The following is a 15,572-nucleotide window of genomic DNA, read 5'->3' as shown; positions in this document are numbered from 1 at the left end:
TTAACATGTTAAAATCAAGAGATATTGAAGGAGAAATTGAAGAACAAGTAAAGAACTCGACTAACTATAGCGAATTAGAAGATGAGCTAGAGGCGTGTTATCAATTTCTAACCAACATCCATTACCACGAAACGTCACTTGCAGAATATAACAAGACATTCGAAAGATATTCTGAATTGATGGCTGAATTGAATAAATAGGAGCAGTCATGGGAAAGAAAGTTAATCGCAAAAAGCTGCTAAAACATAGGCTAAAAAAGGAAAAGAATCTTAAGCAAATAAAAGAAGTAGCTAAAGAAATAGAGGTTCCGAAGAAAGTCGAAAAGCAGCAAGTTTCTGGGAATCTTGGTGCAGGCAATAAGAAAGCTAGAAAACGAGCAAAACAGCTACGTCATAAGTTAAAACAAGAAGCTAAAATACAGAAAAAAATTAGCGATACCCCTTCTTTAGATTTAGAAAATAAGTCTACTGAAAAAGAAAAAGCAGTTCAAAATAGAGCTGCTTCAGGCAATGCTAAAAATAGGAAACGAGCAAAACAGCTACGTCATAAGTTAAAACAAGAGGCAAGAAAGCAAAAACTTGCCACACCATCAGCAAAAACTTCTTCTTCTAGCTCAAACCTCGTACAGAATTTTGCTTCAGGGCTTAAAACAACTAAAGCCCCACTTCCAAAAGTAAAAGCTACTTCTACTGTAAAAACCTCAACAAGTAGGGGAACAACTAGAGAATCTGATTTTGAGGATTATGTTTCTAAGCTACCTCTTGACTTTTATCGGGAGCAACTAAGAGCAGCTGAAGAAGAATACTCAACGGAAGTCGATAAGTACATCAAGAGGGAAGTAAGCCGACGCATAGTAGAGAAAAAAGCGGAGGTCGTAGATAACTACCAGACAAAACCTTTGGTTTGGGTCGATTATGTGAAAGAACTTCAAAGGTTAGGCTTGGATGTTGAACCTGGAGACGTTAGAGTTGTACCTGACCTTGGCCGAATGAGGTTGTTCGTTGAAGATTGGAAAGACGAATACCGTCTTATAAGAGAAGCGAATAACAAGGGATATGGTGAAATCATGGACCAGAAATTTAGCGAAGAAGATGCTATGGCAGAAGCTACTAGATGGTTTATTAAATACCAGGATGATTTAGTGAATTTTAGACGATTTGCAGAACATCTAAATGGTGTCATGTATAATGCAATTATTGAGTATCGAAGAGAAGTCGAAGCTATCGTCTTTTAAGCCAGTCAGCATCGCTGGCTTTTTTATTTAAACTAATTGAACGCCTATAAAAAGCTTGCCTAGTTTTTCGATAACCTAATAAAATAATAAATAATACAATATATTATATAATAATATATATTGATATATATAAATATTATATAATATAAAGTAATTAAAAATATTGTTTTATATTGACAAACAATATTTCTTGTGTTATATTGTAAATGATCAGAATTTCTGAACAACACTAAACAAGAGGTAAAATAAATGATCAAGAAAGATAGAATAAAAGAAAAAATAATAGCTGTCCTCAATCAAAAGGGAGGGGTCATGAAGACCACCCTTACCCTATTATGCGCCCAAGCTTTGGCATCCCTGGGGTATAGTGTTCTGGTAGTCGATATGGATGCACAAGCTGACCTTACGACTGGCGTGGGATTAAAAGAAGAGGATAAGAACATTTTCTCTGTTTTGAAAGGTGATATTTCTATTATCGATGCCATCAAGAGAGTTCAAAATTTCGATATAATCCCTGGGACTTCTCAAATGAAGCTATGGAACTCTATCGCTAAGACTCTCAAATCTAAAGAGTCGCGCTTGAAACGAGCGTTGAAGGAGATAGAAGGTGTCTATGACTTCATCCTGATCGACAATCCACCAGCTCTAGATGATGCCACAATAAATTCTTTAGCAGCTGCAACACACATTGTTATCCCTACAGAAGCAAAAGAATTTTCAGTTAAACGTATTCTCGCTCTAAAAGAGGATATCGACGATACTAAAGAATACCTTGCTAATCCTAACCTTCGAGTTGCAGGGATTATTCCTACAAAAGTAGAGAAAGGTAACTTTGGAAAGCCTAAGAAGACTACGGCGCAAAAACATATTAAAGAACTAGAAGAAGTTGCTAAAAAGCTTGATACTAAAGTATTTGACATGTTTATTTCGTACAATATCGAATACGAGGAGATTGCTGAAACAAAGGAAAATGTATTTGAGTCTTCTAAAGATTCTGTTCCTAAAAAAGAAATCGCTAAATTTGTAAAAATGTTAATTGAGGAGGTTGCCTAATGACTTTAAATGCTGTTGTTGTATCTGTTCTAAATGATGTTCAATCACATATTAATGATGGAGAATATAAAGAAGCCTTAGAACTTTTTAATTCTAGAATCAAAGGCAAGGATAGTGAAAAAGAGTTTTTGGAAGAGTTGTCTAAAAACCACGACATTGCATTCCTAAAAGATGAAAAGAAAATAAGTCGAACTAAAAAACAAGCTCAAAAAGAAGTTAAGTTCAAGACCACTACAATCAGACTCTCTACAGAGGAGTTGGAATTTCTGCGTTCAGTAGGAGAAGAAGAAGGGATTTTAGGAACAGGTCCTACCCTTAGATACTTAATCGCAAAAGCTCGAAAGCAGCGAGACTTGTGACAAAAACGAAGAAAGACTTTAAATTATTTTAAAGTCTTTTTGAATTTTTAAGAAAAATATTTTATAATATTTTTAAAGGACTACAAAAGGTTTGGAAGTAGAGATGACACGAAAAGAAAAGGACATAGCGTATAAAGACGAGATCGTCACAAAATATGCCCAGAAAAGAGGCATTTTTAAAAAACACGCCTCAAAAGATATTGAAATATTCTTAGAAACCTTGGAGGAACTGATGGTTGAGCATGACGCTGTAATGCTTAAGAATTTTGGTTCTTATAATGTTAGGAAAAGAAAATCCACTAAAGCTGATAAACCAGAAACAATAAATGTTGTTTTTAAGGCTGGAGCTAAATTGAAGAAGAGGTTAGTCGAAGCTAAATTGACAAAACCCTAAAAAAATATTAATATAGATGTACTTGTTTAGTGTTGTTGTTAGATTTTGCCAAATAATTATATTTAACAATGACAGAGCAACCAGAATTTCTGGTTGCTATTTTTTTATAAAAAACAAAAAGATATTGACGAATTGTATCGAAAAAGCTATAATATAAATAAGAGAAAGGTGATAAGAACATGATTGATTTGAAGAAATTAGATAAGCTCCTAAAGCTTCAGCCGTATTCGCCTTATCGTTCGGCTGTTAAATCAGCAGGCATAACACCTCAAGTTCTTCTACGATACTATGAACTGGAGAGTTGCGAACAAATGTCTGTTAAGACTGCTCAACAAGTGAATAAACTTGTTGAGCTATATGAATCTGAAAATGAACCCCTGGATTCCTCAGATAAAATCCTAGATGTTGAGGAGTTTGATAAACTGCTGCACAGTGGAATCATCACAGGTTATGAAATTAGGAAAACAGGTATTATGAACGCAACAAATGGTAATTTGTATGTGAAAGGACAGAGACCTACCGAATCCATGCGATTAGATAGAGCTTATAACCTCTACAAATATCTGAAGGAAAAATCTAGCGAGCAATAAACGCTCGCTTAAAATTTAATATATAATAATATATTTTAATATTATATAAACAAAAATATTTATATATAACATATATAAATATAAAATAAGCTTTTTTTATCACAGCTGGTAGGACAAGGAGGGACTTGCGTGAAAACTTTGATTTGCGACTTTGAAGGAACAACCTTCAACGGAAGAGACAAAGAAACCAAAGTATGGTTATCTTGTATTTCCGATTTTGATATGAGCGATCATTATATCATTGGCAATTCTATTGAAGATTTTATGAATAGCATTTTAGAGAATGAATGTGCAAATGTCCTCTTTCACAATCTGGGCGGATATGATGCTCATTTCATCTTTAGTTGGTTGAATAGGAATGGATATCATAGGGTGACAAAAACAGATGTACCTCGTCCAACTGAAGATGATAATGCTAAGTTACTAAAAAAAGGATTGCCCAAAAAAGACTGGTTAGAGAAATTTTTTATCGGAGATTCTAAAAGCTTTACAGTCTTTGATGGTGATAAAATGTTCAACTTTTTTGATACGCTAAAAGTTCTAGATGGTAGCCTTTCTGAGATTGCTAAGACTGTCGGTTTGAAAAAAGGAAAGACACCTCTAGTTAAACACCCTAAAAAAGAGAAAGTGACACAATTTTCTAAACTAACAACAAAAGGACATCTCATTAAAGGGGTGTACCCTAAACAAAAAATTGCTCTTTCTGGTGGAGGAGAAAAGCGATATCTTTACTCCATCAAAGAGCATATTATCACTAACGACGACATTGAATACATTAAGATGGACACACGTATTTTAAAGGTCGCTTTGAAGAAGTTTAGACTGGTTGAGTGTATCGAAAATAGAATGTATTCTATTTCCAATATTGCCTATCAAACAGCTTTATCGGAAAAACCACATCTAGAAGTAGAACGAATTGAAGAATTTGAACCTTTCAACAAGTACAAAGGATATAAACAATTATATCGTGAAAAAAGGTACTCTAAAATTCAAATCGGGAATGTTGTAACAGCCAGACAACCTGAAGGGCTGGAGTTTAAAACAAAAAGAAGGACACGTAAGCATATTGAAGAAATCGAAGCTTACATCGATCATTTTGAAACACTGATAACTGAGGGCAGGTATCAAAATGAAGATGAAAAAAGTTATTTCGAACAAATTCTAGATAAGTTGCACACTTACAAATCAGTGCAAATTCAAATGATGAGAAGGAACCTCACAAATAACTACTGTAGAGAGAGTTATAGAGGTGGGCTTGTCTATCCTAATCCAAGATATCAAAATAAATGGATAGAGGGTATTGGAATTACTATCGATGTAAATAGCCGTCATACTTCAAACTACACTACACAAAAACTACCTATGGAATGTGTAGGGATTGTTGATTCTGTTGAAGAGTTTACTAGCAAATTCAATCCTAATCAATTTGTATACTTTATTCGATTTGATCGATTAAAAGCTTCTGTAAAAAAAGGAAAGGTCCCAATCATCAAGATAAGAGAAGATGATTTAGGGAACAAATCCACGCTTGAAGATGCAGTTAAGGCAAAAAAATATCAGGACTCAATCGATTATAAAAATCTAATACTTACACAAATTGACTTTGAATATGTGCTCCAAAACTATGAAATAAAAGAGGCCCTAAATACGCGTTTATTTGTGTTTAACCTACATGAAAAATTGATGAAAAAACTTTCAAAGCATGGGGAGTTTTGGTATAATGAAAAGTGTATCAGCAAAGAAAACGGTGACACCTTTTCTTATTTCCAAAGTAAGGCTATGTTAAATAAAGTCGTAGGGTACTTAGGAGTTAATCCAGACAGCCAAAAAAATATGGGGCATGGAGGACGTTCAACTCAAAGTAATGTTGCTGCTGCAAGCTTTATAAATGCTTATGCTAGGGTACAAATGGCAGAAGTGATCAATAATATTGGTCTAGAATACTATTTGTACGGCGATACAGATAGTATTCACTTATTACTCCCACCTAAATGTCTAACTAACGGTGACTTCGATGAAGAAAAAACCATCGAATATCTAAAGACGGTTGGCGTAGAAGTGGATGAGTATAAGCTAGGTGCTTGGAAAATCGAACGAGTGTTCAGGAAATCTAAATTTATTGGCACTCGAACTTACGGTGAATTAAGCATTGATGGTGACTGGCACTCAGTTGTTGCTGGCTATAAAGAGCAAATCCCGATGGAGCGATTTAGGGTTGGTGAGAAACTGAGCCATCTGATGAGACATACAGTCGAAGGCGGAACATTGCTATTACCTACTGAATTTACAATAGAGAGCCTATAGGAGATAAAAGATGAACACGTTGGATGAACTGATTCAAGAGTATCGACAATCGATTGCTGTTATGAAAACACAAGATATTCCAGGGGCAGACCTTATTGTAGAAAATCTTGTTTATCACTTAAACAAGTTATTAGACATGAGGAATGATTGGAATGGTTTCACCGAAGAAACTGCCACCCTTACCAAACAGGTTGATAGAAATACTCAAGAAGTAATAAGCTATGAAAGAGAGTTAGGACAATGAATGAAATAAATGAAGCTATTGAATTATATAAAGAGCAAATGTTAGGATTGATTAGCGAAGTAGAGGCAAAACGCAATAGCTACTTTGATCAGCTAGAACAATTCTCTAGCAGCCTTGAAACGACAATTAAAGGACGTGTCTTTAAGGCGACTCAACGTTTTAAAAACCTAGAAGTCAAAACAGAGATTTATGACGAAACTATTGGTAACTTTAAAAACAGAGTTGCCAACTTCTCCTTTGAAGATGATGGTAACTTTGAAGAATACGTTCAAATTGCAGAAGCTCTCGAAAGATTTGGGCAACAAATTGATGAGGATGTAACTACGTTGGAAGGAAAATTATGGGACAAATAACCTTACAATCAACTCATATATTGACCTCCCTAAGCTCCGTAAGGAGTTTTTTTCAGCCATACTACCATCCCAAACCTAAAGAGCTTGTAGAACTAGAAAATTGGAATAAAGAACATCCAATTATTCCAGATCGCATTTATCAAATCCCAGAACATTATGTTCAACCTAAAATTTATATAGACTCAAAGGGGAAAGGGGCTAAAAATTTTGTTAGAGGTGATAAGCCTGAGTTAAAAATTTTGGAAGGGAATCCAAAACACGACGAAAGTGTTGATTTAGAGAAACTCTTTGAGAGCGGTGAATATCCTAGAGACTATGGAACCGTTTGGTTTAACCAAACCTCAAAAAGATTAGAGGTCCTGGCATACCTTGAAAAAGGAACGAGTCAACATTATCAATCTAGAAATCAAAATAACAGACGTAAATTAAAATCCAGAATCCAACCTAAGGTGGACCCTAAAGAAATTCCGATGGATCGCACCCACCTAATCCCTGTAGGCTATCATGGAAGTGAGAGTGATAACCGCTTGATGGTTTTATGGGATCGTAAAGACAATCAGGTGACATTCAATAACTTTGAAGATGGCATGAAAAATACCCAAAGCGATATTTATTGGTATACGGGAATAACTAGAAAACCGTATGGTTTGGAGTGGCATTATAAAGTTGTTGATGCAGAAAGTGGCGAAATTTTAGGCGAACTTTTCACAGAGATGGGTTCTCGTTCAAATCCAATAGATACTAACTGGAACTATGGAGATGGTGTCTATATTCCTATGGATTACGAATCTGAAACAAACAGTGAAGACGAAGAAAACACTAACGTTGAATATCAGTTTGATCCCGAACTTGAAAAAGAATACTTGTTGAAGACGAAGGCAAAAGCAAATCTTGAGTTTGTCGTTGGGATAAATAAAGCTGGAGAACCTGTTAAGTTAGATTTGTCTAAATGTCCTCATCTCCTCGTTGCAGGTGGTACGGGTTCAGGTAAGTCTGTTGGTGTCAACTCCTGGGTACAACAAATGATGGCTCACAATACGCCATTTAACGTACAATTTCTCGCTATCGACCCTAAATTTGTTGAGTTCTCGGCTTATAAAGATAATCCTTACTTCCCTATCGACCCTGTGACTGATATGGAAGATGCTCTTGCGTTGCTTGCATGGGTGTGTGAGGTAATGGATAAGCGATATAGAATGTTAGAAACAGCTGGAGTTAAAAACATTGGTAGTTATAACAAAAAAATTGCCAAGAATGTTGAGTGGGCAAGGGAAAATGGTCTTTTTCATCTTAATGATATTGTCTTTATTGTAGATGAGTTTTCAGACCTCAGAGACGTTGCTGGAGACAAGGTAGATGATTATATCAAACGAATTGGACAAAAAGCCCGTGCTTGTGGCATTCACTTGATTTTGACTACACAACGCCCTTCAGCGGACGTAGTTAGCGGAGTTATTAAAATTAATATCCCAGCCCGAATTTGCTTCTCTGTACCTACATCAGGAAATAGCCGTATTATCTTAAATGACCGTGAAGGGGGCGAAAAATTACTTGGCCGAGGGGATCTACTTCTATTAGACACAGCTAATAAGGGACCTGAACCAATACGTTGTCAGTCGCTTTATTTTGACGATGACGAACTTAAAAGCCAGCTAGAATGGTATAAAAATCATTACCCTAAAGTTAATAAGATTCCATACAAAAGAGAGATGATTAATTGGAAATTGGCTGAATGGGGGCCTGATGTTAATGAAGATACACCTGAAGAGGAACGCCATATTGTTGTTAAAAAAAGGAAGGCAGGATAATATATGACATTTGAAGAAGTTAAAGAAAAATATCATCTAAGAAATAATGTCTTCCCCCACGCAGCATTTGGAGTAAAACTGTTAGGTTTTGTAAAAAAGTTATTTGTCACACTTGTAATTTTGACGTTGCTCTATGTCGGTGCATTGTTATTTTTGAGACCTCGAAATAATGGACCTCAAAATAAAGAGCAAAATATAACTACTTCGAAACAAGTATCTGATGACCAAAAAGGTATTTTAGATAACATTATCACCTCTTTAGGTGGAGATACTAACAAGGTTAACACCCAACCTAGTGTTTCGAAAGACACACAATCCTCATCTTCTGATACTGAAGCACACCTAATTAATTTTGATGTGAGAAAAATAGTAACCATTTTATTGAAATTAGCATGGTTATTCGAAGGCTTTCTAGCACTAGCGTACCTCTCAAATCTATTAAAAAGACAGCGTTTATATGAACGTAACGTTCTGAAAAACGATTTGCAAGCAATAAAATTAAAGAAACGTATTCTTAAGAATCTCAAGATTCGAGAGCAGAAAAATAGCATTGAGAGTCGGATAAATAAACGAGACAAGCGCCTAAAAAATAGTAAAGACGCTGATCGTAGCGATTTAGGAGCTACCGTTGAAGAAACTTACACATTGGAAGCTCTAGAACAAATGTTGAATATCACTGTTCTTGTAAACACCAGACAAAATAGCGAGCACATGATAGAAACTATCTATAATATCTTGGTGTCTCCTCCCGAATCTACTGGTGGACAGAGTGAGCTTGAACAAAAATGGTTAGGGAAATTGCCAGATACAGCGTCTAAAGCCACTGGCTACAAAGTTTATTTTGGGGAACAGCGTTCGACCAGCGAAGGTAATTACTATTTCCAAGCTATTGGTGATAGAATAAACGATCCATATTATTTTGGTGACAAAATAAAAGAACTTCAGGAGCGCAAGGAATCTTTCAATTATGAGCATACGATGCCTTATAGAAGTATCGAAAAAGATGGCAAGACCTATGTTGGATTGAAGGACCATAGTGCCGAAAACGAGAAGAGAAAACGTGAAGCGAAACGCTGGGCAGATAATCAAATAGATGTTCTAAATGAGATGCTTAGAGGTAATGGCATAAAAGCTATCTTTGATAAAAACGAACCACAAGCAACGACAGCGGAATTTTACTTTAATATTCCTGAAGAAGTTAATGTTAAAGGTATCGACAGAGCTGAAAAAATGATTGCGGAAAAAATCGACGAAAAGTTACAATGCAATGGGACCACATTGAATTTAGGGCTTAACAGTGCTTTTATTTCTATCCCTCTACCTAATGGGCAAGGAAATTCAGCAGATTACCGTCAAATGATTAATAATGAAGATGTCTTACGACGTGCATTTGGATAACAAAAAACGTTCTAAAACCATATATAAGGGGTTTTAGGGCGTTTTATTTTGTGGTATAATAGAGTAAATTGTTACTAGAGGTGAATGTATATGGATAAGAAAAAAGTTATTTATGGAGTTGCTATTGGGGCAGTTCTTTGTGGGGGTATCTACATTACTACGCATAAAAGCAACACCAATAAAGAAACTCAGATCGAGCTGAAGGCAGCTAATCCGTCAGAAAAGAAGTCGGACAAATCATCTAAAAAAAGCAAAAGTAAAGGTAACGAAGACAACCTTTCCGAAAACGAAAAGAATTTCGAAGCAGCAAAAAGATTACTAGAGTCCACTAAATCAGCCAATGAAGACGAGAAAAACGATGTTAGTGGCCTATTTAAAAATGCTGTGGAGGCTATCCGTAGTGGAGGGCCAACCTTCAGCGTTCAAGAAGTATCTACAAAATATTTCTTGAGTGATACTAACCTGGTTTCTACACTAGGGATACTGGTTAACGTTAACCAGTATGAGTATGATGAATCATCTATCATTGTAAATACTTCAAATAGCAGCGATGTTCGACAGTTTGTAGTTCGAATGAAAAAGGATGGAGAAGACGACGTTTATTTTGTTGGCAACTACAACGTCACCCTCAAACAAATGCAACTGTTAGCATATAAAGGGCAAGTTAAAGGGGCTACATTCGGATAAAAAATATATAATACAAAGCAATACAATATATTATAAAAACATAAATAATATTATTATGTAATCTTTCTTAATAAAAATGGGGAACAAACATGACTAATAAAGCCACCACTCTTAGTTTGAGAAGTATTTCTGAAAGCGTGAGAACGTCTCTTGGGAAAATAGAGGCTGAGAGTGATCTATACAGAACATATTTACAAACAATCAAAAAGCAACTAGGTGAAGATTTTACGAGCCACCTAGATCTTGAAAGTTTTGTACCAGAACTTTCCGCAGAATTGAAAATCATTGATATTCTAGGAGAGGTAATCGCTAAACTGAAGAACGCTTACTCAATTGAAAATGTAACCGAAGATGATTTGTTTGTAGAGGAATCAAAAGAAGCTGCTGAGCTACTTCCTATTACCTTAAAAGACTTAAGAGGGAATACGTTTGATGACTACAAAGTAAATTTAAAAGAGTCAGTAGAATCTGATGAAATTAGATTTAAAGCAAAGACCATAAACACAAATATCGAGCATATTATTGATAGTTATGAAAGTCTCCAATCGTTAGCGAAGATTTTAGTAGAACTAGATAAATTGATGCGAAGTGTAATCGAGGTGGCATAAAATATGGCATTAGATTTAAAAGACTTATACACCACATTGGAACTACCAAGTGTGATAAAAGATTTGGAAAGAATCCGAAACATAGAGCCTGGCTATATCGCAGATATGTTGAATTATGTTATTTATGATTTTAAACAAATATGGAATGGAACTGAGACTAAGGAGGATATCCTAGAAATCATAAGATACCACAGCGCACTTTCCGTCGACATAAAAAAATCAGGGGAAACTGAGCAAAAAAGGCGTGCCTATGACTGTATGTTACCAATCTACACAATCTATCTGGCAATCAATACTATAGACGGGAAGGAAGCTACCAATGAGTGATATGAAAGAACTGCTAGCTTCATTGCAAGCAACTATAAAAGAAGGGGAAGAAAGCAACTTAAGTAAAAGGATCTCCTCTATTCCGAATATATCTTCTATCTTGTCTAAAGATGAAGACGCTAACGAAAACAAACAGGTGCCACATGATACAAAGCCTGTTTTAGTAAGGAAGGATATAGATTATATCGACAGAATCAAAGTTCTCAAGAAATTAGAGCAACAGATTCCCCAGGAATTGTCTCATTCAAGCTACCTTAACGATGCTGCTATTAGTGACATTATAGGTTTGGGGTTGAAAGGGGCCATTGAGGCAGGAGTAGATTATGAACAGATTGAGTTGGTTAACACCTCGGATGTTCGAGAATTTTTATTTGATGTTAGCGAACAGATCAGCCAGAGAGTTGTTAGAAATATCAATCTATATCGTTCAGAATTTGAATTAGATGAATTAATGAAACCTGTCTTATATGATGATGAGTTTAGAAACGGGGCCTCTAGGATATTCAACAAGAATAGCTGGCAAAAGTTGGCGGTCTTGGGAAGTAATTTACGTCTAAATGCAATGGCAGATATGATTTTCTTTAATGAAATCATGAGTGACTTAGAATTTGTTGAGTACGGCACTCACCTATCTATTTACTTTGTCGTAAAACGTTATAAACGATCAAAAATAAATAGTGATAATGTATCAGATTTGACTAACTACTATTATGAGTATAATTACCAAATCAATAAGAAGGGGTATAAATGGACACAAGACAAAAAATCATTATAGTTCTAACTTCTGGAACTATTCCTGACGAAGTATTGGCCGAGTACAGTGACCTGTTTGGACTTTCTGAAGGGGAAAAAGAAGTTGTAGGAACATTTAGTTATGGCCATAATCAGATTGGATTATATTTCCCTAGTGAATATCAACAGAAAGTTGTTGAGCTCATAAAAAGTGGGAAAGTGGAAAAGGATGCTGCCTACACTTCGTACTATGAGACAGATTCAGATACAGGGCAAGGTGTCCTTGCACCAGTTCAATATTGGAAAGAAGTCTCTATTGACGAAAATGGTACCAGCGAATGTGAGGATATTATCAACGAGGCCCTCGAAGTAGATCTGGAACCTGGTTTGGGATTTAATTTGGATAATATTTCTAAAGGTTATGCTCAAATGATTTCTGGTTTTGAATCAGAATTAAACGATATGAAACAGGCTATACCAAAAGATATTCAAGCCTACCATAATGATGAAAACATTGAAGAAATTAAAAAGAACGCTATTGAAAAGGTAATTGGCAGTGAAGAGTACAAGAAACTTGTCAATTTACAAAATAACTCTAAGGTAGATCCTGAAGAGGTCGAAAAAGAGGCCCAAGCATTACAGGAACAATATGAGCTTGAAAAAACAAACTACTTTTTTGAGAACAAAATTCCTATAAATGCAGATACTATACGTGAATACGATGCGGAGGAAGGTCGCCTAGACGATTTACAAAAGAAAATCGATGAATTAGGTGAAGCTTCGATTCCGACGGAAAAACAAGCCGAAATTAAGCAATTAGAAAAAGCAATACGTAATCAAATCATCTCGATTGTTGATCAACAAGTAGATTATGATTTTGCTAGTCTGGCTGCAATTTCGCAAAAGAAAAAAGAATTTCTGAGTTCACTAAAAGAGGTTTTAGACGAGGGTGACTTACAGACGGAAGTTTCTACGCAACCTAATAGTCTATTACTAGATGTTATGAGTTCTCCAAGTGAGAGCAAAACAAATAGTGAACCAAGTTCCGAAACCGAAAATCTACAAGAGTTTGATGAAGTACCTGAGGTTTTATCAGTAGATCAAATAAACGATACGCAGCCTGACAACCCTACCCCTGAAGAGGATGAAGGTGATTCTTCAACAACCGCAGAAGATTCCATCGAAGACGATAGACTTCCAAAAGAACCAAAAGATGAACCTCTTGAAGAATCTGAGGAAGTAGTTGATCTAGGAGACTTGGATGCGTCATTGAATAATGAAGACGCTGAGCAGTTTGGAGTCTCAGGTTTTAGAGCTCTCGAAGGAGAACCTATGATTAAAGAGGAAAAGTCAGATATAGAAAACGGAGAAGAAGAAATGAAACAAGAAGAACACACAGAAGAGCAGGCACAAGGACTGGATGGTTGGTTTGATACTAAAAATACTCCTACCGAAAAAGAGGAAGTAGTTGCTACCAAAATGGAAGAGCCAAGGGATGAAGAAAAAACTCCTAAGAAACCCAACAAACAAGCGTCTAAGAAAGGTCTTGTTGGTAAGTTTAATAAATTGGAAAAGAAAGAAAAGATTTTCTTTGGCGTGACAGGTGCTGTCGGTGTTATCATACTAATTTTGGGAATCAGTACAGTGTTAAGCATCTCTAAAGCGTTGAACGCCCCTAAAGACAATTCTATAAAATCAGAAAAAATTGAAAGTAAATCTTCTAAGACAAAGAACGATTCTTCTTCATCTAAATCAAAAAGCAAAGACTCTAAGTCTTCAGATGATGCAGATAGCAACAAAAAATATAAACTCAGCAAATCTCAATATGAAGACTATGTGAACCGTCTATCAGCTCTTTCTGGAATTTACATTAATTCAGATGGTGGCTTGGGTGGAGAATTGAAATTCTCAGACGGTTCAACACGACGCATTAAGAAATTCACTCGCGATGGGGAATTGATCGTAGTTGACGAGGATAAAAAAGAAACCACATTTGATAAGAAATGGGTAGATGGCTTGTTGGCACGTCTAGAAGCTGAAGGAACTTCAAACAAAGAGAGTGGGCAAAGCGAAGAAAGTACAGACAAGTCAAAAGAAGGTGGGGAATAATATGGATGTTATAACTGAGTGTTTTTCCAAGATATTTTACATTCTCCAGCTTCTGGGACAAAAAATCTTAGATCTATTCGTAAATCACCCTACAATAAGCTTCACATGCTGTGCTATCTTTATTTTCGTTACGTGGTTGATTGAAAATATTGACTCAACTCGATAGAAGGGAAAGTTATGACAAAACTAGAATTTGATTCTCCAAATAAAGCAAGAAAAAAGAAATATACTTGGCGAAATCGTGAATATTGGCAAGGACTAGATTGGAAAAGCATAGGACTTAAACATGGCCTACCTATAGGTATAACCTTAATAATCGGACTTACATGGGGTTATAAGATGGGAAATCTAACTAAAGCCCTAACTACAAAATCAGGCAACGTATCAATTGTGAATACCGTTGACTTACCAGAACAAGTTTCTGAGCTTCAAAACACTCAATTGGATGTGTTTAAGAATACACTCGGACAGTTAGGTACAGATGATTCTACATCTTCTTCCTCTACGTCCTCTACATCAACTCCATCTTCATCTGCTGTAGCAAGTGATGAAGAAGCAGAGAATAATTTAGGGAACACTATTGCTTCTGTCAATTACCAAACAGAGCTAGACGCATTCTTCAAAACATACTTAGGATTAGACTACACGACAAACGCTGAAAGTCGATATCTTCTGCTGAAAGATTACCTAGCTGACGATGTGAAAGTTGACAACAGTTCTAAAAAAGCTACTAAATTAATGGATAACATGATGGAATTTCTAGAAAGCAATTCCTGGGCCAAATCTAGCAAAAGTCAAACAGCTTTAGCTGGTAGTGTTATTCCTAGCATCATGGCTGGTTCAAACGATAAAAATATTATTTACAATGTTATTGTTCCAGCAACTAATGAAAAACGTGAGTTTGCTAACCTATCTTTCATCGTGAAAGTTGATAGAAATAAAAAAATCACAGCAATAACTTATCAAGGAAAAATCAGTGATAATGGTAATATCAAGCTTTGGTATGATAACTTAAATAGTATTTTGACAGGATTGCCAGTAAATGATACTAGCACTGATAATTTCGCTCCTAACTCACCTAAGGAGAAGAAGGAGACGACGGATGGTGATAAAGCTGAGAATAAGGAAAATAGTGATACTCAAAAAGAATCATCTAAGGAAAAGTAGTGAGGTGAGCTGTTATCAATAAAAAAGTTAACAAGTTGGTAGCTCTCGTACTGCTAGCTATACAATTATCTGCCATTACGCTTCAAGCTTCTGTATCAACGGTGGCTTACGCTCAAGATGATCGCAGTATCTATGTTAAGAAAAAGAAGAATAATGATTGTGATATTGAAGAAATCCAAGATTCAAGTGATTTGCCAAATGTATC

Annotated in this window: 17 protein-coding genes; all 17 read left to right on the top strand. The window is 35.8% G+C overall.

Annotated features, from left to right (window positions below; translation table 11 throughout):
• The first annotated feature begins 5 nt into the window (after window positions 1-5).
• The 17 genes from H7U04_RS07540 (at window position 6) to H7U04_RS07460 (ending at window position 15,367) form a co-directional block, all read left to right on the top strand.
• Complete coding sequence (locus H7U04_RS07540; RefSeq protein ID WP_064523997.1) at window positions 6-200, top strand: hypothetical protein; 195 nt, start codon at window positions 6-8, stop codon at window positions 198-200.
• An 8-nt stretch (window positions 201-208) separates the two neighbouring features.
• Window positions 209-1,234 (top strand): hypothetical protein, encoded by a 1,026-nt coding sequence (locus H7U04_RS07535; RefSeq protein WP_201059540.1) that lies wholly within the window; start codon window positions 209-211, stop codon window positions 1,232-1,234.
• A 249-nt stretch (window positions 1,235-1,483) separates the two neighbouring features.
• Entirely contained in the window at window positions 1,484-2,287 is an 804-nt protein-coding gene (locus H7U04_RS07530; RefSeq protein ID WP_201059537.1) for a ParA family protein, read from the top strand.
• Entirely contained in the window at window positions 2,287-2,646 is a 360-nt protein-coding gene (locus tag H7U04_RS07525; RefSeq protein ID WP_201059535.1) for a hypothetical protein, read from the top strand. Before H7U04_RS07530 ends, H7U04_RS07525 begins: the two co-directional genes overlap by 1 nt.
• 103 nt (window positions 2,647-2,749) lie before the next feature.
• A complete protein-coding gene (locus tag H7U04_RS07520) occupies window positions 2,750-3,040 on the top strand; it encodes an HU family DNA-binding protein (protein ID WP_064524004.1) in 291 nt (96 codons plus the stop codon).
• A gap of 179 nt (window positions 3,041-3,219) precedes the next feature.
• A complete protein-coding gene (locus H7U04_RS07515) occupies window positions 3,220-3,630 on the top strand; it encodes a hypothetical protein (RefSeq protein WP_201059533.1) in 411 nt (136 codons plus the stop codon).
• 129 nt (window positions 3,631-3,759) lie between these two features.
• Window positions 3,760-5,934, top strand: a complete 2,175-nt coding sequence (locus tag H7U04_RS07510) for a DNA polymerase (protein WP_201059531.1) — start codon at window positions 3,760-3,762, stop codon at window positions 5,932-5,934.
• Window positions 5,935-5,944: 10 nt separating this feature from the next.
• On the top strand, window positions 5,945-6,178 hold the full coding sequence (locus H7U04_RS07505) for a hypothetical protein (protein WP_201059529.1): 234 nt from the start codon (window positions 5,945-5,947) through the stop codon (window positions 6,176-6,178).
• Window positions 6,175-6,531, top strand: coding sequence for a hypothetical protein (locus H7U04_RS07500; protein WP_201059528.1), 357 nt, complete (start codon window positions 6,175-6,177; stop codon window positions 6,529-6,531). Before H7U04_RS07505 ends, H7U04_RS07500 begins: the two co-directional genes overlap by 4 nt.
• Entirely contained in the window at window positions 6,519-8,339 is a 1,821-nt protein-coding gene (locus H7U04_RS07495) for an FtsK/SpoIIIE domain-containing protein (RefSeq protein ID WP_201059526.1), read from the top strand. The genes H7U04_RS07500 and H7U04_RS07495 overlap by 13 nt, the downstream gene beginning before the upstream one ends.
• 3 nt (window positions 8,340-8,342) lie before the next feature.
• On the top strand, window positions 8,343-9,737 hold the full coding sequence (locus H7U04_RS07490) for a hypothetical protein (RefSeq protein ID WP_201059524.1): 1,395 nt from the start codon (window positions 8,343-8,345) through the stop codon (window positions 9,735-9,737).
• Between the two features lie 90 nt (window positions 9,738-9,827).
• Window positions 9,828-10,424: a hypothetical protein gene (locus H7U04_RS07485; protein WP_064524018.1), complete on the top strand. Its 597-nt coding sequence runs from the start codon at window positions 9,828-9,830 to the stop codon at window positions 10,422-10,424.
• 89 nt (window positions 10,425-10,513) lie between these two features.
• Window positions 10,514-11,032 carry a hypothetical protein gene (locus tag H7U04_RS07480; protein WP_201059522.1) on the top strand — a complete coding sequence of 173 codons (519 nt, stop codon included), beginning with the start codon at window positions 10,514-10,516 and terminating at the stop codon, window positions 11,030-11,032.
• A gap of 3 nt (window positions 11,033-11,035) precedes the next feature.
• The gene (locus H7U04_RS07475) at window positions 11,036-11,359 is read left to right on the top strand and encodes a hypothetical protein (RefSeq protein WP_064524024.1); all 324 of its coding nucleotides are present in this window, start codon (window positions 11,036-11,038) and stop codon (window positions 11,357-11,359) included.
• Window positions 11,352-12,134, top strand: a complete 783-nt coding sequence (locus tag H7U04_RS07470; protein ID WP_201059520.1) for a hypothetical protein — start codon at window positions 11,352-11,354, stop codon at window positions 12,132-12,134. The genes H7U04_RS07475 and H7U04_RS07470 overlap by 8 nt, the downstream gene beginning before the upstream one ends.
• Window positions 12,107-14,200 (top strand): hypothetical protein, encoded by a 2,094-nt coding sequence (locus H7U04_RS07465; RefSeq protein ID WP_201059518.1) that lies wholly within the window; start codon window positions 12,107-12,109, stop codon window positions 14,198-14,200. Before H7U04_RS07470 ends, H7U04_RS07465 begins: the two co-directional genes overlap by 28 nt.
• Window positions 14,201-14,377: 177 nt before the next feature.
• A complete protein-coding gene (locus H7U04_RS07460) occupies window positions 14,378-15,367 on the top strand; it encodes a hypothetical protein (protein WP_201059516.1) in 990 nt (329 codons plus the stop codon).
• The last annotated feature ends 205 nt before the right edge of the window (window positions 15,368-15,572 follow it).

This window comes from Streptococcus sp. 22.1, from assembly GCF_016648645.1.
Classification (GTDB): domain Bacteria; phylum Bacillota; class Bacilli; order Lactobacillales; family Streptococcaceae; genus Streptococcus.
The sequence above is the reverse complement of the archived record's forward strand: the minus strand, read 5'-3'. Positions and strand labels throughout refer to the sequence as shown.